The sequence below is a fragment of the Planktothrix tepida PCC 9214 genome, assembly GCF_900009145.1.
GTDB classification, from domain to species: Bacteria; Cyanobacteriota; Cyanobacteriia; order Cyanobacteriales; family Microcoleaceae; genus Planktothrix; species Planktothrix tepida.
Genome location: NZ_LN889782.1, coordinates 51,630 through 70,534, shown reverse-complemented (window position 1 = coordinate 70,534; position 18,905 = coordinate 51,630). Strand labels below are relative to the sequence as shown.

Here is an 18,905-nt window from a genome sequence, read left to right as displayed (position 1 = left end):
GATCGAGGGCTTCAATGGGGTTAAAAATTATCTCAGGATGAGAATATTCAACTCAGGAAACAGGATTTCACTGTCGTTTCCCTATAATACACTAAGAGGTAATCAGTTGATTTAAGGCAACACCTGGATCGGGTTGCTTCATGAAAGATTCCCCAATCAAAACGGCTCTCGCCCCGGCTTGGGTGACTAAATTGAGATCCTCACGGGTATGAAGTCCTGATTCACTCACCACTAAAATATCACGGGATTGGAATTGCGATTGTCGGGTTTGTAACAATTGGCAAGTAGTTTGTAAATCAACGGTAAAATCTTGTAAATTGCGATTATTAATGCCGATTAAATTAACGCCATTTAAGCTTAAAACTCGATCTAATTCTTCGAGGGTATGGACTTCAATTAAAGCGGTCATTCCTAATACTTTTGCGATTTTGAGAAAATATTGTAAATCTTGATCGGATAGAACCGCAGCAATTAATAAAACCGCATCGGCTCCATGATATCGCGCTAAATAAATTTGATAAGGATAGATAACAAAATCTTTACAAAGTAAGGGTAAATCAACAACAGCCCGAACTTTAGCTAGATTTTCAAAACTCCCTTGAAAGAATTTTTGATCGGTTAAAACCGATAAACAACTTGCGCCTCCTTGCTGATAGGATTTTGCGATCGCAACGGGGTCAAAATCTTCTCGAATTACGCCTTTACTGGGGGAGGCTTTTTTAACTTCAGCGATGACCGCAGGTTGAGTTTGACTAGATTTTAATGCTTCAAAAAAGTTACGGGGTGCAGGAATTGTATTGACTTTTTGTTTTAATTGTTCTAAGGGTAAACGTTCCCTTAAGTCGGTGATTTCTTTTTCTTTATACCAAATAATTTCTTCTAAAATATTCTGAGGTTCTGCACCAGGGACAGCAACCTGATAGCGTAAGTTTAATACTTCAACAGCAGGATTAGGTGGACGACGACGAATAGAGACCATAGAAGTTGAGGAGGTTTATTGTTTAACTCGACTGTCTTAAATTATAATCCTAATATGAGCTTAAATCCTTGAATCTTATCTTAACTTTCGGGTAAATCTCCAAATTGTTCTCGATATTTTGCTAATAAAGCTTCGGCTTCTGTTGCTACTTCTTCAGGAGTGGGGAGAAGTTTACCTTCAGAAGTAAAAAAACGCAATTGAGAGTTATGAACGCCTAAAAATAATTCTAATTGTTGACTCCATAACCATCCTTGAGAGTTGGGTTCAAGGGGTTGGTATTGTCCATCAACTAAATGAAATCCTGCTAACTCTAAAGTTTCAGGATCAAACCAAAAATAATCAAAAGTTCGGAATGTATCTTGATACAGTTGTTTCTTGAAACCTTTATCAATTTCTGCGGTGGAGGGAGATAATAGTTCAATAATAATATTAGGATATTTCCCTTCTTCCCACACAACCCAACTTCGGCGAGGTTTGCGTTCTGTGTTCAAAACCACTAAAAAATCTGGCCCTCTAAAATGTTCTGATTTTTTTTGATTGGGGCTAAAATAAACAGTGAGATTACCTGCTGAAAAATAATCATTGCGCTCACGCCACCACCAGTCAAGGCATTTTAATAAAAGTATCAGTTGTTGTAAATGTAAGTAACTTTCCAATGCTGGTTCCTCACTCCACAAATTACCGGGTGGAAATATAATATCATCAAATTCCTCTTGTTCTGACGCTAGAAAGAGGGAAGGTTCGTTATAAATAATAGACATAGACTGTTTAACCGACTCACGATAGATATAGTTTAGCTTAAAATTAATTTAATAGCGTTATTTTAAAAAAAATACGCCTATTAGCGAAATCAAGTTAATTAAGAGGGATGACTCTTTTTCAGTAATTTAGAAATAAAAGGAATAGATTCTATATTAAGATTTTTTATTTCTGGATGCTCTTGAATACTGTTAATGATTACATCCGTTAAATGATATTGAGGGTTATCTCCATAATTTAAAGTTAAATATCCTAAGAGTTCTAAAGCATAATCATAGAACATAAAAATATCAGCGATACAAGCCAATTTTAGAATATTATCAGGGGTTTTAAAACCTAAATTTTGATCCGGTCGAATTAAATCTCGAACATAAAACCCATCTGTCCATACTAATTGTCCAGGGTGTTGACGAGACATCAATGTAATTCCTTGACGACGACCATTCCATCGTTTTCCAAAGTCGAGGAGGGTAAACCCTTGATTTCTAAGATAAATATCAACTTCTGCAAATAACGGTTGATTTTTATAGAGTTCTATAAATGAAACTTCCACTAATATCATTAAAATTTGATGTTCTAACAGTTGAGAACACCCTTCTAAAACGTTTAATTCTCCGCCTTGGACATCCAACTGAAGAAAATCAATTGATGTGGTTTTATCTTGAAAAAACTCATCTAGGGTTGTGGTTTTTACAGAAGTTGTAGAGATTAATTTATGACGTTCAGCATATTCATCTAAACGATTAATCACTAATTCATTGGGAGGATATAAGGAACTACATTCTGGATGTTGGGTTTGATATAAAGTTTGAGTTCCTGACGTATTCCAAACCGCTAAAGGAATATGGGTTTCTGTCCAGTTTATCTTTTTTTGTGCTAATTGTTGATTGCGGTCTTGACAAGCTTTTTCATCCGCATCAAAACCATAAATGGTTAAACCAGGGGCAAAAATTTCCCACCCTTGATGGGAATAATCAATATCAATAAATTCTTGAACCTGACGCGAACCTACAATACATAAAGTTAGGTCAATCTGATCTAAATATCCCGATTGTTTTAAATATTTAACAAAGATAGACATAAGATAAAAATGATTTGTGATCAAAACCTGTCGGGGTGGCGTCCCTCCCAACCCTCTTTTCACCTGTTTAAATTTGGGTAGGGAAACCCTGTCCCCTACAGGGGGAAGTAGGGGGAGAGGAGAAGAGGGAAGAGGGGGAATGGTTAACATCTGTAAAGACGCACCTGGGGGAGTTGATGCCGTAAGTCCCCAGCACGTCTAACAACTGATAACTGATAACTGATAACTGACAACACTCAACCTTCTTGAAATAAAGGTGTACTCAGGTAACGTTCGCCGAAACTCGGTTGAATCATCACAATCAGTTTGCCTTTATTTTCAGGGCGTTTACCAACTTCAATGGCAGCATACAATGCCGCACCGGAGGAAATTCCTGATAAAATCCCTTCTTCTCGCGCCATGCGACGGCCAAAAATCATGGCATCCTCATCCCGAACTTGAATCACTTCATCAATGAGATCAACATTCAAAACGGGAGGAATAAAGCCAGCCCCAATGCCTTGAATTTTATGGGGCCCTGGTTTACCCCCGGATAAAATTGGACTATTGGCAGGTTCTACTGCAATAGCTTGAAAATTCGGTTTACGTTGTTTGAGGACTTCGGCTACTCCGGTTAATGTACCTCCGGTTCCCACCCCAGAAATGAGAATATCGACACAACCATCGGTATCCGTCCAAATTTCCTCAGCCGTTGTTTTGCGGTGAATTTGGGGGTTAGCCGGGTTGCGGAATTGTTGTAACATATAGGCATCGGGCAGGGTATCCACAATTTCCTGAGCCCTTCTAATACAACCACTCATCCCTTCAATACCGGGAGTGAGTTCTAGTTCTGCCCCATAAGCCTTTAACATCGCCCGTCGTTCTGAACTCATGGTTTCTGGCATCGTTAAAATTAAACGATAGCCTCTAGCTGCGGCGACCATAGCCAGGGCAATTCCAGTATTCCCGGAGGTGGGTTCCACTAATACAGTTTTACCGGGGGTGATCAGCCCTTCTTTTTCCGCGACATTAATCATATTCACCCCAATTCGATCTTTGACGGAAGAGGCGGGGTTCATCCCTTCTAATTTCACAACAATTTGAGCCACACATCCTTCCGCCTTGGGAATTCGGTTCAGTTGGACTAAAGGAGTGTGACCCACTAATTCAGTAATGTTATGAGCGATACGCATATTGAGACTCGAATAAAGAACAATGATACAAGCAGTCTGAGGAACTCATACCTAACCATTCAGATGTAATACATAATATCCTTCTGTTGTCGGGCATCTCTTTGTTCACACAAGTCTTTTAAGGTGTATTTCTGTAACACAGAGTTAGCCATTTGCTCTGCTTCTTGCCAAAATTCCCAAATGATTGCACTTTCAACGGTATTGAGGCAAGAATTTTGAGGGGCTGCTTCGGGATCTGTTCCTTCTAAGCAGTTGACCACATCAAATAGAGTAATTTTCCCCGGTTCCTTGGCCAGATAATAGCCTCCTTTGGAGCCTCGTTGACTGCGAACGATGCCACAGCGCCGCAAGGTTGCCAGCAATTGTTCGAGATAGCGATCAGGAATATTATGCTGGGCTGCAATTTGGCGAACCTGCCTGGGTTCAGGATCATCATAGTGAGTTGCCAATTCGATCAGGGCGAGAAGGGCATACTGACTTTTACAGGAGAGTTCCACGCAGAAATCATTAACAACTGTTTCACTTTTTTAGTATACCCCAGTTTTCCTCTCGGAATACAGGAATTAAACGGGAAATATGTAGATCCCTGTTAAGCTGTTCCCGGTTTGATCTCAAAACGCAACGAATTTATCGGTTTTTGGGATCAATCAATAACAATTAATAAGTTTCATATCTTATATTAAATTATTCTTTTTAAAAAAAATTAATATAGGGTTTATCTGAATTTTATCCCTCACCGCCTTGCCTCAAGTCCTTGACTTATTTGACCTCTGTTATTAAAATCAGAAATGTTAACGGCTATTTTTTGATAGTTTACTGTTAACGATTGGCTTCTTTTTTCCCCAATCTAAAACCCAACCCTCGACACCTGACATTAGACACAGGGTATGAACTCTTTCTTAAAAATCCGTTCGGGGTTTCAACCTTTACGGAGAATTCGATTAAAAACCGCTTTGGTTTTTCCCTTTATCTTGCAAATTACGGCCGCTGTTGGATTAGTGGGTTATTTCTCCTTTAAAAATGGTCAACAAGCGGTTGAAAATCTAGCACAACAGTTAATACAAAGCGTTAGTGTTCGGATTGAAAATCATGTTTTAAACTATTTTGATAAATCCTTTCAAATTTTGCGAGTTACCCATGATAGTGTAGAAGCCGGAACGTTAAATTTGAATGATATTGAAGGATTAAAGCAATATTTTTTTCAAGTCGTCTTAGAAGGAGATTTAGAAAGTTATTTTTTATATGGAAATGAACAGGGAGAATTTGTCGGCGTTGAACATTTAGAAAATAGTGAAATTCAACTCAAAATTCGCACCATTGACACTGAACCCATCCGTGACGTTTACCTTTTAGATCAACAGGGAAACCGGGTTAAATTGTTAAAAAAAGCCGAATATGATCCTCGTCAACGTCCTTGGTATCAACAAGCAAAACAAGCTCAAAAACCGATTTGGACTTCCATTTACCCTTTCTTTTCTCGCCGAAATACAGACACGGCTTTAGGAATGTCGGTGGTTTGGCCCGTGTTTGATCTACAGCAAAACTTACAGGGCGTTTTATGTATTAATATTACCTTATTAAGAATTACAGAATTTTTAGAAAAGCTTTATATTAGTCCTCGTGGACAAAGTTTTATTATTGAACGTTCGGGGGAGTTAGTTGTTAGTTCTAAAATTGAAAAGCCTTTTAAACTCCAATGGAAAGGAGAAGAGGCTATCATTGAACGAATGCTTGCCAATCATAGTACAAATTCTACCATTCGGAATACGGCTAATGCCTTTTTAAAACGGTTTGGTAGTTTTAAGGCAATTCAAAATAATGAACAAGTTAAATTTTTGCAAAATGATGGGTGGTATTATGCTCAAATTTTACCCATTCGAGATGGAAAAGGCATCGATTGGTTAGTGGTGGTGGTTGTTCCTGAAGCCGATTTTATGGCACGAATTCAACAAAATAATCGTATGACGATTGGGTTATGTTTAATCGCTTTGGGAGTCGCTACAGGAATGGGACTTTTAACAGCCCGTTGGATTACAAAACCCATTTTGACAATTAATCAAGCTTCCCATAAACTAGCAGAAGGAGAATTAACTCAAAATCTGGAAATCACAGGAATTCAAGAATTAGAAACCTTGGCAAATTCTTTTAATTCGATGGCAGTTCAATTGAAAGAATCCTTTGATAACTTAGAAGAAAAAGTCGAAGAGCGTACCCAACAATTGGCAGAAGCTAATCAAGAAATTAGTTCCTTAAATGTGCGACTCAAAGCCGAAAATTTACGCATGAGTGCAGAACTTGATATTCTCAGAGAAATGCAACAATTAATTCTTCCCAAACCCCAAGAATTAGCCGAAATTCAAGACTTAGAAATCGTCGGATATATGAAACCTGCCGATGAAGTGGGGGGTGATTATTATGATATTTTATATACGAATGGAATTGTTACGATTGGCATTGGAGATGTTACAGGTCATGGGTTAGAAAGCGGAATTTTAATGGTGATGATTCAAGCAGCCGTTCGTACCTTAAAAGAAGTACAGGAGCATGATACTGTTATCTTTTTAAATACTTTAAATCGAATGATTTATTATAATGTTCAACGGATGAATTCAGATAAAAATCTAACTTTAGCTATTTTAAATTATTCTGAAGGTTTATTAAGTATCAGTGGGCAACATGAGGAAATTTTAATCGTTCGTCAAAGCGGTAATGTTGAACGAGTTAATACAATGGATTTAGGGCTACCCATTGGCTTAGATGAAGATATTACTCAATTTATTAGCCATACTTTAATTGTCTTAAATTCTGGGGATGGAGTTGTTTTGTATACTGATGGGATTACCGAAGCCCAAAATAACCGGAAAAAATTCTATGGAGTGGAACAGCTTTGTAGCATTATTAGTCAAAACTGGCATCAGACCGCAGAAGTCATAAAAAATGCTGTAATTAATGATGTACAGTCATTTATGGGTCAAGAAAAACAATTTGATGATATGACATTATTAGTGATTAAAAAAAAATAATAAGGGGAGAAAGGGGATAAGAAATTGTTAAGTTAAATATTCTGTCCGGGATATCGGTCAAGAATAAGATATTGGTTAAAGACCTGTTGTTGTATTTCAGGGCAAGAAAGGGTGCTAAAGCACAACAACGGATTACTTATCATTCCTCTTTGAGGATCAAGCCCATGTCAAATCAATTTTTTAATCCCTGGATTTATTCTAGCTTTAAAAAGATTTCTCTGAGAAATCTTCTGATTTTTCCTTTTGTCTTGCAAATTTTTACCGCCGTTGGATTAGTGGGATGGTTATCCTTTGAAAATGGACAAAAATCTGTTAATAATTTAGCTAATAAACTTCAAAATGAGGTCAGTCAAAGGATTATTCAACAGTTAAATTATTATTTAACAGCACCGACTCAAGTTAATGAAGTTAATTTTAATTTAGTTCAGTTGGGTTTACTAAATTTTCAAGATTTAGACAGCATCCGTCGCCATTTTTGGAAGCAGATGAAAGTGTATCCTTATCTCAGTTATTTTAATTTGGGAACTGTGGATGGATTATTTTTAGGTGTGGGTCGCGAAGATGATGGCACACTCTATTTAGAATTAATGAACCCAACGGATAAAGGTTATTATAAACGTTATGCTTTAGATGATCATGGTGATCCCACAACGCTTCTAGCCCATGAAAAATATCCTTATCAAGATGATGAATGGTATAGTAATGCGGTGGCAGCAGGTAAACCGATTTGGACTGAAATTTATCAATGGGATGATCGCCCGGACGTGATTTCTATTGCTTCTAGTTATCCGATCTATAATCAACAAAATAAATTAGTGGGTGTAATTGGAATTGATTTAATTTTAACTCAAATTAGTAATTTTTTAAAGCATTTATATATTAGTTCCTCTAGTAAAATTTTTATTGTGGAACGGAATGGTTTGATTGTTGCTAGTTCCAGTTCTGAAAAACCCTATTTAAATGTTGATGGATCTTCTCAACGATTAAGTGCTTTTCAAAGTCGTGATCCGTTAATTCGTGCGTCGAGTCAATATCTCATGCAACGGTTTAATAATCTCACTGAAATTAATAAAAAACAAGCCTTAAGTTTTAAATTAAACGGTGAAAAAATTTTTCTATGGGTTACTCCTTGGCAAGATCAATTCGGTTTAAATTGGCTGATTGTGATTACCATTCCTGAGTCAGATTTTATGGGAGAAATTGATGCGAATACTCAGAAAACAATTTTATTATGTATCATTGCTTTAGCGATCGCAACAACAATGGGGATTTTAATTGCTCGTTGGATTACTGAACCCATTCTACGATTAAATCGAGCTTCTCAGAGAATCACAACCGGAGATTTAGATCAAACTGTTAAAGTTACTCGCATTATTGAACTCGCAGAATTGGGTAAATCTTTTAATCAAATGGCAAATCAAATCCAAGATTCTTTTGAAACTTTAGAACAAAAAGTGATAGAAAGAACGGCAGAATTAGCAGATGCTCATGCTAAAATTTTAGCATTAAATCAACAATTAAAAGCCGATAACTCTCGGATGAGTGGAGAGTTAGATTTGTTGCGACAAATGCAGCAATTGATTCTCCCCAACCCAGAAGAATTAGCTTTAATTGAAGGGCTAGACATTGCAGTATATATGGAACCTGCCCATGAAGTGGGAGGAGATTATTATGATATTTTATATACCGATGGCGTTGTCACGATTGGCATTGGAGATGTGACGGGTCATGGCTTAGAAAGCGGTATTTTAATGGTGATGACTCAAGCTGCTGTTCGGATTCTTAAGGAAGTTCAAGAATCTGATCCAGTTCAGTTTTTAAATATTTTGAATCGAGCCATTTATCGTAATGTTCAACGAATGAATTCTGATAAAAATCTGACCTTAGCGATTTTAAATTATCAGAATGGTCATTTAAATATTAGTGGTCAACATGAGGAAATCTTAATCGTTCGTCAAGGAGGGAACGTTGAGCGAATTGATACCATTGATTTAGGTTTACCCATAGGTTTAGATGAAGATATTTCGGAATTTATTAATCAAATCGAGGTGGAGTTAAAACGAGGAGATTTTATTGTGCTTTATACTGATGGAATTACAGAAGCTAGAAATATGCAAAAATCCCAATATAGCTTGGAAAGACTGTGTAACGTTATCAGTGAAAATTGGCATTATCAAGCTGAGGAAATTAAGGAAGCAGTGATTTCCGATATTAAGACATTCAGGGGACATCAAAAACAGTTTGATGATATTACCCTATTAATTTTAAAACAACGCTAGAGGAGGGAGATTCAGATTGATCCGAACAAAATAAATCAGAGCTTGGATCAAAAAAAATTTGATAATTTTGTCCCCTTGAGTTAAGATTTTATTAATTTTGTGGTTTTTGAACAGAATTAGCCTAAAATATAAAGGCTATTATTGAATAACCCAGTGATTTTCCCCCAGGTCAAGTGATTATGGCGCAAATTTTTGGAGAGTTTTTACATCAATTTCCCCCTGATCATGATTCTTTGGAGTTGACATTCACGCCAACATCCCGACCGATTAAACAACGCTGGCGAAATAATCTTTTATCGGCTCATTTTGTAGCAGATTATTTTTCAACTTTTTTACCCTTAGATGCTGATAACCCCAGCCGAGAAAAACGGATTAAACAGGGGAAAGGAGCCGTTAGTTATGTGGCAAATGAATTGTTAGAAAATGCCATGAAATTTAATAATGAGAAGGTAAAATCTAAAATTAAATTTGGCATCCATTTTATTGAAGAAAGCCAAACGGTAACGGCTGCTATTTTTGCGACAAATTCAATTACCACAGAAGGAATGGAAAAGTTTCAATCCTTTATTCAAGAATTACTGACTGAAGATCCCAATGAGTTGTATATTCGTCAAGTTGAACAAAGTGTAGAGGATGAAAATAATAATGCTTCAGGTTTAGGCTTATTAACGATGATCAATGATTATCAAGCTCAACTGGGTTGGAAATTTGAACAGATTTCCGAACAACCAAAAATTATTTTAGTAACAACGATGGCTCAAGTAACCGTGTAAAATTGAGTTATTTTTACAGCTAGAGAGAGGTAGCAACAATGACAGTACAGGAAATTAAAGGTGAAGACCATATTGTTCAATATGATCCTGAATCTGTGATGATTTGTTTTCAAGGAGAATTGAGTTTAGGGGGGCCGGTGGAATATGAACCGATTAAAAAATTATTAGAACAAGTTATGGCAACGGAACCTCCATTGATGACCTTAGATTTAAGAAATTTATCGTTTTTAAATAGTTCTGGAATTAGTTTGTTATCAAAATTTGTCATGGGATTGCGGAAAAAACCTCAAATTCAATTAATTATTTTAGGCTCTAAAGAAGTGGCATGGCAAGATAAATCTTTGCAAAATCTAAAAAAGTTTTTACCCAGTTTAGAGTTGAAGGTTGAATAATTAATTTTCAATCTCAATTCAAGGGAATAACTAAGTTTCGCTCAATATTTATTCTTTTAACAAAATGAACGTTGGAATTCATAAACTTTAATCCCCTATTACTAAGCTGAATAATGCCCCTAACCCGAACCCAAAAATCAGAATTCCTGACATCCGGTTTACCCAGTGCAGGGTATCCGAACTGATTTTATCACGGAATAAACTGACCCCACTGACTAAGATCAACCACCACAATGCTGACCCTAAAAACACTCCTAAAACCAAGATCCCAGCATCTCCATAATTATTGCTGCTTCCCAATCCTAATCCGGCAAAAATAGCAACAAAAGATAAAATTGTCATAGGATTTGTCACCGTTAGAAAAAAGGTGGAAGCATAGGCACTCACCACTTTTCCTGATGGATTTGCGGCATCTTGGGCTGGTTTTGCCAAGGCTGTTTTTAAGCCTAAATAACATAAAAATAAGCCCCCTATTAATTTTAAAATTATTTGTTGACTGACTAAAATATTAGAGATGATGGTTAATCCAAATCCCGCAATAAACCCATAGAAAGCATCTGCACTAGCGGCACCTAACCCCGTAAAAAATCCCACCCAATGCCCATCAGATAAGGAACGACGAATACATAAAATCCCAATGGGCCCCACAGGAGCCGCAATGGAAAAACCAATGATTAAACCCTTAACTAAAAACCGAATATCCATAATTAATTCCAAAACTGTAATAACCTTTTAAAGCCTACCACTGTAGGAAGGTGTGCAGCCCTTAAGGGTGTACTAAGCTTTTAAGCATTTTAGGGCTTACTGTTGTCTCCATGTTTTATGATGAAATAGGGAAGTTAAAAGTCACTCAAAACCAAACCATGATTCAGAATAACACTTTAGTTTTAGCAACGGATTTAGATGGTACATTTTTAGGTGGTTCTCCAGAGGAAAGACAAAAATTTTATGACTATTTAGAGGAAAACCGCCATCGCTTATTATTAATCTTTGTCACGGGTCGAAGTTTAGAATTCACCCTACGTTTATATGATGAAAAAAACATAAAGATGCCCCGACCCGATTATCTAATTGGAGATGTGGGAACAACGGTTTATGAAGGAAAAAGCTTAACTCCTGTAGCAGAAGTGCAAAATTGGATTGCGAATCTTTGGGGAAATGCCAGCGAATTTGCTCACCAACTTTTAACAGATGAACCTGGATTAACCTTACAACCGATTTTTGCCGAATATCGAGTTTCTTATTATTATAAACCTGATGAAAATCAAGAACGAATTGTTAAAAAAATTCACGATGCGGGATTTCAATGTATTACCTCTGCGGATAAATATTTAGATATTTTACCCCCCGGTGTTGCCAAAGGTTCAACCTTGCTTAAATTAATGGATATGTTAAAGATACATCCCCAACAAGTGATTACATCAGGAGATTCCTTGAACGATTTACCCTTATTTGAAACCGGACTGAAAAGTATTGCTGTGGGGAACTCAGAATTAAAATTAGTCGAAAAAATTAAAAGTTTAAAGAATGTTTATTACAGTGAATTTCCAGGAGTCGCTGGAATTTGGGATGGAATTCAATATTACGGAAAAACCTTCTAAACTTTGATTGAGTTTAAGTGAATCAGTCTTTCAACCTTAATGTTTCCGATTTCCTGAGATTATATGACCCAAGATTCTACTTCCTTGTCTCAACCCCCAGTGCCTCATCAGCCCTTAACATTAGCCATTTTAGGTGCGGGGGCTTGGGGTTCAGCCTTAGCACAATTAGCGCGTTATAATGGCCATACAGTTAACCTTTGGTCACGCCGTTTTGGGAATTCCTTAGAAGAAAGTATTAACGCCGTTGATGTCTTAGTTTCTGCTATTTCCATGAGAGGAGTAGCCGTAACAGCCCAACAGCTTCAAACCTTAAAATTACCGGAAAAAATTCCCATTGTTACCGCTACAAAAGGCTTAGATCCTGATAGCACTCGGACTCCTTCTCAACTGTGGGGAAACTGGTTTCCTCAACATCCCATTGTTGTTTTATCGGGGCCGAATTTATCCGCAGAAATTGAACAAGGTTTACCCGCCGCCACGGTGGTAGCCAGTGAAAATTTAGAAGCCGCAAAGATTGTCCAAACGGTGTTTGCCTCTAATCGATTTCGGGTGTATACCAGTTCCGATCCCATGGGAACAGAATTAGGAGGAACCTTAAAAAATGTAATTGCGATCGCGGCGGGAGTTTGTGATGGATTACAATTAGGAACAAATGCTAAATCCGCCTTACTAACTCGTGCTTTAACCGAAATTATTAGAATTGGAACCCATTTAGGCGGAAAAACAGAAACGTTTTTTGGGTTATCCGGTTTAGGAGATATGTTAACCACTTGTAATAGTGCTTTAAGCCGTAATTATCGCGTAGGCTATGGATTAGCAGAAGGTAAATCTTTAGAACAAGTCTTAACTGAATTAGGAAGTACCGCAGAAGGAGTCAATACGACCAATGTTTTAATTGAAATTGCCCATCGAGAACGGATTCCAGTCCCGATTTCCTGGCAAGTTTATCAGCTTTTAAATCATCAAATAACTCCTCAAAAAGCGGTTGAAGCCTTAATGGAACGGGATTTAAAACCGGAATTTTATGATCGCTAAAAACAGGGGAATAGGAATTGAGTCAATGTTCAAGATGGAAGAACCGGAATTTCCACAATAAACTCTGTTCCTTTCCCTACTTCCGAATGAAATTTAAAGGTTCCTCCGTGTTTTTCAACTACAATTTGATAAGCAATACTCAGACCTAATCCGGTTCCAGAACCGACGGGTTTTGTTGTAAAAAAGGGATCAACAATTTGGGGACGAATTTCTTTGGGAATCCCGATTCCATTATCGTGAATCCGAATTCTAATCGCCTGGGTTAAACTTTGATGAGGATTAGAAGAGACACAGGTTTCAGTTTTAATCCAAATTTTCGGTTCCAGAATAGGATGTTGTTTTTGGTGTAGGGCGATCGCATCAATAGCATTATTTAATAAATTCATAAACACCTGATTTAAGTGACTTGGATAACAAATAATCGGGGGTATTTTTCCATATAATTTAATCACTTGAATCGGATGCTTGGAGTTTTGATTCAGACGACTTTGCAAAATTAATAAAGTATTATCAATTCCTTCATGAATATTAGCTAATTTTTTCTCCGATTCATCCAACCGGGAAAAGTTTCTCAAAGATTGAATAATATTACTAATTCGTTCAGTTCCCTGTTCCATCGACTTCAGAACTTGAGGTAAATCATCCATAATATACTCAACCTCCATCTCTTTCAATTTCGTCTTAATTTCCGGTTGAGGTTGAGGATAAACTTTTTGATACAGATGAACTACCTCTAACAAATTGTGAGTATATTCGGCTACATAATCCAGATTTCCCCGAATAAACGTGACCGGATTATTAATTTCATGGGCAATTCCCGCCACAAACTGTACTAAACTCAACATTTTTTCATGCTGAACTAATTGAACTTGAGCTTGTTGTAAATTCGATAACGCTTGACTTAACTGTTGATTGGTTTTTAACAACGCTTGATTCAAATTTTGAATTCTTAATCCTGATCGAACTCGTGCTAAAATTTCGTCAATTTCAATGGGTTTAGAAATAAAATCATCAGCCCCTGAATCTAACCCCGTAATGCGATCAATACTATTTTCTTTAGCCGTCAATAAAATAAAAAATGCAGAACTCAGATCCGGATCAGCTTTCAACGTTTTGCACACTTCTAACCCATCAACTTTAGGCATCATCCAATCACAAATCACTAAATTCGGATGGTATTTCTGAGCTAAACCCAGGGCCATTTCTCCATCCTCAGCCGTATACACTTGATGTCCTTGTTCTTCTAGGGCGTGTTGCAGAATCAATTGTGTAGTAATATCATCATCTGCGACCAAAATCTGTGCCATAAATCAGAAGTAAAAATGGGATAGAGCGTTTCAATTTATTTCGGTAAGGAAGAAAGGCAAACCGCAATCGTTTTAAAGGCAATCTCAGGCGTTCAACAAGGGGAGACTTTAGGAAAGATGGGTTTGGATAAAGGCGATCGCCTCTGTTAATTGGGCTTCCATTGTATTAACTAATTCACGGCAACCTTCTAAGGTCTTTTGACGGGCTTTTTGTTCTAAATTAGAAGCTAAAGCCGGAAAATTTCGCATTCCTACATTTCCACTCGAACCTTTTAAACGATGGGCACAAGTGACCAAGGTTTCATAATCTTCGATGAGGAGGGCTTCTCGAAGCATTTTTAAATCAATTTTGGCATTATCAATAAACAGTTGTAAAAGTTTTTGTTGAAACTCAAGTTTACCCCGTGAAATAGTTTGTAATCGTTTTAAATCAAAAGGAATTAAACTTTGATCTTCAGTTTGATTATTCTCGGATACCAAGGGTTGCTCTTCAGGGGGTTGAACCACAGCTACTTGAGATTTTGGGGGTTGGGGTGTTGTCACTTCCCGCCAAACCCATTGCTGTTGAGTGGCCCAATGGCGCAATACCGCCTCTAATTCCTCCTGTTCAACGGGTTTGCTAATATAGTCATCCATACCCACCGCTAAACATTTCTGGCGGTCAACGGGTAAGGCATGGGCCGTTAACGCAATCACAATCGTATGTTTGTTCGGTGTTTCTCGTTCTCGGCGTCGGAGTTCTTGAGTTGTGGCATAGCCATCTAAGATTGGCATTTGACAGTCCATAAAGACAACATCATAATGAGTCGATTCTAAGCGTTTTAAAGCTTGTTCGCCATTATCTGCAACATCAGCTTCACACCCTAACAAACTTAACTGATTCAAAATCACTTGTTGATTAATCGGATGATCTTCAACTAATAAAATTTTGAGATTAAATTGGGGTGTTGCATCTAAAGATGACTCCTCTGGGGAAGGTTGAGATCGACGTTCTTCTAACAGACAAGCAATTTCCGTAGCCAGCGCCGTTAATAAGGCATCAAATAACCGAGAAGCCCGCAACGGTTTCATCACATAACTAGAGAAACCCCATTCTAATAATTCCTCCGTCTCAGCCAATTGATTCATCGAAGTCATTAAAATTAACTTAGTTGTCAACAAACGAGGGTCATTTTGAATCACTTCTATAAACCGTTCTCCTCGACTCAGAATTAACTGTTGATCAAACACAGCAAAATCATAGGGTTGACGACATCGTGCCGCCGACCGTAACCGCACTAATGCTTGATCAGGATGGTAGGCTTCATCAGCGTGCATTCCCCAGGAACAGGCGAACGTTCGCACCGATTGACACACCGTTGCACTGGGGTCTACAACTAATAATTTTAAATGGGAAAGGGTTTTGGGTAAATCCGATTTCTCTCGAATAACTGGGGGTTTAAATTGAACGGTAAACCAGAAGGTTGAGCCTTGTCCGGGTTGACTTTCTACTCCAATTTCACCTCCCATTAATTGCACCAATTGTTTACAAATCACTAAACCTAAACCCGTCCCTCCAAACTGTCGCGTTGTTGAGGCATCGACTTGAGAAAAGGCTTCAAATAATCTCATCTGACCGTCTGGGGGAATGCCAATTCCGGTGTCTTTGACGCTAAAGTACAATTTGATTTTATCATCAGAAGTCGGAATTTCTTTAACTTGTAAAACCACTTCTCCTTCTAAGGTAAATTTGATGGCATTTCCGATTAAATTGAGCAACACTTGTTTTAATCGGCTGGGATCTCCGCAGAGGTGACGACAGACATCGGGTTCAATTAAAACCGCTAATTCTAAGCTTTTTTCTTCTGCTTGGGTTGCTAATAAATCTAAGATCGTTTCTATACACTCTTCTAAATTAAAATCTAATTCTTCTAAAACCATTTCATTGGCTTCTAATTTAGAAAAATCCAAAATATCGTTAATAATAGTTAACAGATGATTGGCACTGGTACGAATTGCCCGGACAAAATCCTTTTGTTTTGGGCTTAGATCACTTTTCATTAACAATCCTGCCATCCCCATTACCCCATTCATCGGCGTGCGAATTTCATGACTCATATTCGCAATAAATTGAGATTTCAGACGAACGGTTTCTAAAGCAGATTCTCTGCCTTTAACTAACTCATCAATCGGGTAAGTGGCAATAAAAATCCCACCAATTTCTGTTTCATTAATATGCCAAGGATGAATCGCCCAACGTACATATCCTTCTGTTCCATCGGGATAGTTCATTTTATCTTCTGCACAAGATAGCACTTCCCCGGCGAAGGCTCGATGATAAATATTTAACCAATAGTCTGGTAAATTGGGAAAGATATTGAGATGGCTTAAGCCAATTAAAGATTCTTCTGATAAATGATAATCTTTTAACCATTGTTGGCTATGGGCAATATACCTAAATTCCCGATCTAACATAGCAACAGCAAAGGGTGCGTCGGTAATAATTTGCTGCATTTGTTTGCGTTCTGTAAGTAAGGAATTGGCATATAAACGTTTATGGGTAACATCCCGTTGTACCGAAACAAAATGGGTAATTTCTTTCTCGGAATTAGTCACCGGAGAAATACTCATTTCCACCCAATATTTTGACCCATCTTTATGATAGTTAATCAGTTCTGTTTGTACCGGGTTTAATTTCTTTAAACTTGCCCGAATTTGAGCCAATTGATCGCGATCGGTTTCAGGCCCTTGTAAACAGCGTGGACTCTGACCAATCATTTCTTCGGCACTATATCCGGTTAAACGGGTGAAGGCTTCATTAACATAAATAATTTTAGGCCCTGGTCGGGTCAAAGGATCGGCTTCTGTGATCACAATAGCATCATTAGCCCGATTAACCGCCGATTCAAATAACCTCAGTTTTTCTTCAATTCGTTTTCGGTCGGTAATATCGGTGGAAATACTACATAACCCATCGGGATTTCCATCGCTTCCTAATAAAGGAAATTTAATTGATAAAAAGGTACGATATTGATGGACACAGGGAATTTTTTCTTCTAATTTAATCGCTTTTCCTTCCGTTAAAACCTGTTGTTCAATGACGTTTAACTGTTGGGCTGCTTCCGGGGTAAATACATCAAAATTAGTTTGGTTTAAAACGTGACTACTGCAACAGTTAAATAAGGTTTCGAATTTGCGATTAACAAGGGTAAAACGTCCTTGATTATCCTTGGCATAAATCACGGTTGGGGTATTTTCTAAAATTAATTGTAACTGCGTTTGACTGTGGCGTAATGCCATTTCAATTTGGTTATATTCCTGGACGACAATTTGTAATTGTTCAATGGTCTTTTGTAACTCGCTTGTGCGTTCCTCGACCCGTTTTTCCAATGTTGATTTTTCCTTTTCTAGGGCGATTTGAGCTTGCTTTTGCGCTGTAATATCATACATAGCAACAACAGCCCCTAACTTTTTTCCTTGGGGATTAAAAAAAGCCTGTCCATTCGCTAAAATAATTCGAGGTTGTTTGTTTTCTGGATGAATGACCATTTCGGCATTTTCAACCCTTTCCCCTTGTAAGGCTCGAAATAAAGGAATTTCATCCACAGGCATTAAGGTTTGTCCATCGGATTGATATAAACTATAATATTCTGCCCAATTTTCCAGATTTATATCGGTTTCTGGAAGTCCATGAAAATTCTGACTGGCTTGGTTAAAGAGAATCAGTTTTCCAGAGTTATCACAAACCACAATTCCTTCACATAACTGATCTAGTAAAGCACTGAGAAAGTCTTTTTCTTGTTGTAATTTATCTTTTGCATTTTGACGTTCTAAAAGGCAATTATTTAATTGTCGATTAATATCTTGTAATTCCAGAAAATCAGGAATTTTTAAAGCCAGGGGAAAAATTTTACACAACAAAACAAAATCATAGGTTGCCATTCCCAAGATAAAAACTTTAATTCCCAATAAAAATAGAGGGAAATTCTCACTGATAGTTTGATAATCAATAATATTAATAAGTCCGTTTAAAACTAGGAATGTTCCCAACAAAAAAAAAGTTCCTCGAAAAGGAAAATTTTGGCGATTCCTGATTAAATTGACAACCATAAGGGAAAGAATGACTTGAAAGGCATTGAGCAAATGATCTGCCAACTTTAGCAGTCCTATGATTTCAGAATTCCCCCAGTAAAAAGTATCCATACATTAAAACGTTTTTTTAAAATTAAAATGATTTAAACTAAAATTAAAAACCTTTTAAAAAACAGTTTTTTTTGCAACACTTAATGAATGAACTGATTGGTTTTGTATAACTTTGTCTATGATTCTATCTTTACTAATATGAAAAAAAATTGATTAAAAGTACATCTGTCTTAAGAAATAAATTATTAAGATCAAACTCAACGCCATCGAAAATTTATTGTTACTTACTGATAAACTATTAAAAATTTATATTTTTTTCAAATCTAATCGTGATATCAAAGACACAAATTAGCAAACAAGGATAAGGGGTGACAAGATCTAC

General features: G+C 37.2%; 14 protein-coding genes. 6 read left to right on the top strand and 8 right to left on the bottom strand.

The genetic code is table 11. The features are described 5' to 3' along the window. Positions 1-91 precede the first annotated feature (91 nt). The 5 genes from trpC to PL9214_RS03420 all read right to left on the bottom strand — a co-directional run bounded on the left by trpC (position 92) and on the right by PL9214_RS03420 (position 4,488). Positions 92-979 (bottom strand): indole-3-glycerol phosphate synthase TrpC, encoded by an 888-nt coding sequence (gene trpC / locus PL9214_RS03440; protein ID WP_072717444.1) that lies wholly within the window; start codon positions 977-979, stop codon positions 92-94. A gap of 80 nt (positions 980-1,059) precedes the next feature. Further along, the gene (locus PL9214_RS03435) at positions 1,060-1,740 is read right to left on the bottom strand and encodes a Uma2 family endonuclease (protein WP_072717443.1); all 681 of its coding nucleotides are present in this window, start codon (positions 1,738-1,740) and stop codon (positions 1,060-1,062) included. Positions 1,741-1,838: 98 nt separating this feature from the next. Next, positions 1,839-2,819, bottom strand: coding sequence for an FkbM family methyltransferase (locus PL9214_RS03430; protein ID WP_072718635.1), 981 nt, complete (start codon positions 2,817-2,819; stop codon positions 1,839-1,841). A gap of 236 nt (positions 2,820-3,055) precedes the next feature. Next, entirely contained in the window at positions 3,056-3,991 is a 936-nt protein-coding gene (gene cysK, locus PL9214_RS03425; RefSeq protein WP_072717442.1) for a cysteine synthase A, read from the bottom strand. A 59-nt stretch (positions 3,992-4,050) separates the two neighbouring features. Further along, entirely contained in the window at positions 4,051-4,488 is a 438-nt protein-coding gene (locus tag PL9214_RS03420) for an RrF2 family transcriptional regulator (protein WP_072717441.1), read from the bottom strand. A 390-nt stretch (positions 4,489-4,878) separates the two neighbouring features. On the opposite strand from PL9214_RS03420, the gene PL9214_RS03415 reads away from it, so the two are divergent. From PL9214_RS03415 to PL9214_RS03400, 4 genes are all read left to right on the top strand, one after another. Continuing rightward, complete coding sequence (locus PL9214_RS03415; RefSeq protein ID WP_072717440.1) at positions 4,879-7,014, top strand: SpoIIE family protein phosphatase; 2,136 nt, start codon at positions 4,879-4,881, stop codon at positions 7,012-7,014. 164 nt (positions 7,015-7,178) lie between these two features. Beyond that, positions 7,179-9,293: a SpoIIE family protein phosphatase gene (locus tag PL9214_RS03410; protein WP_072717439.1), complete on the top strand. Its 2,115-nt coding sequence runs from the start codon at positions 7,179-7,181 to the stop codon at positions 9,291-9,293. A 179-nt stretch (positions 9,294-9,472) separates the two neighbouring features. Then, entirely contained in the window at positions 9,473-10,066 is a 594-nt protein-coding gene (locus PL9214_RS03405; RefSeq protein WP_072717438.1) for a slr1658 family protein, read from the top strand. A gap of 38 nt (positions 10,067-10,104) precedes the next feature. Further along, positions 10,105-10,458: a slr1659 superfamily regulator gene (locus PL9214_RS03400; RefSeq protein ID WP_072717437.1), complete on the top strand. Its 354-nt coding sequence runs from the start codon at positions 10,105-10,107 to the stop codon at positions 10,456-10,458. An 87-nt stretch (positions 10,459-10,545) separates the two neighbouring features. On the opposite strand, the gene PL9214_RS03395 is transcribed toward PL9214_RS03400, so the two are convergent. Further along, positions 10,546-11,163: a LysE family translocator gene (locus tag PL9214_RS03395; RefSeq protein ID WP_072717436.1), complete on the bottom strand. Its 618-nt coding sequence runs from the start codon at positions 11,161-11,163 to the stop codon at positions 10,546-10,548. Positions 11,164-11,321: 158 nt separating this feature from the next. Between PL9214_RS03395 and PL9214_RS03390 the strand changes: the two genes are divergently transcribed. Further along, positions 11,322-12,059, top strand: a complete 738-nt coding sequence (locus tag PL9214_RS03390; RefSeq protein ID WP_072718634.1) for an HAD-IIB family hydrolase — start codon at positions 11,322-11,324, stop codon at positions 12,057-12,059. Between the two features lie 63 nt (positions 12,060-12,122). Further along, positions 12,123-13,094, top strand: coding sequence for an NAD(P)H-dependent glycerol-3-phosphate dehydrogenase (locus PL9214_RS03385; RefSeq protein WP_072717435.1), 972 nt, complete (start codon positions 12,123-12,125; stop codon positions 13,092-13,094). Between the two features lie 29 nt (positions 13,095-13,123). Here PL9214_RS03385 and PL9214_RS03380 read toward each other — a convergent pair whose 3' ends face one another. Together PL9214_RS03380 and PL9214_RS03375 are read right to left on the bottom strand one after the other, a co-directional pair. Beyond that, complete coding sequence (locus PL9214_RS03380; RefSeq protein ID WP_072717434.1) at positions 13,124-14,401, bottom strand: sensor histidine kinase; 1,278 nt, start codon at positions 14,399-14,401, stop codon at positions 13,124-13,126. 108 nt (positions 14,402-14,509) lie between these two features. After that, the gene (locus PL9214_RS03375) at positions 14,510-18,535 is read right to left on the bottom strand and encodes a PAS domain-containing hybrid sensor histidine kinase/response regulator (RefSeq protein ID WP_186440291.1); all 4,026 of its coding nucleotides are present in this window, start codon (positions 18,533-18,535) and stop codon (positions 14,510-14,512) included. Positions 18,536-18,905: the final 370 nt, after the last annotated feature.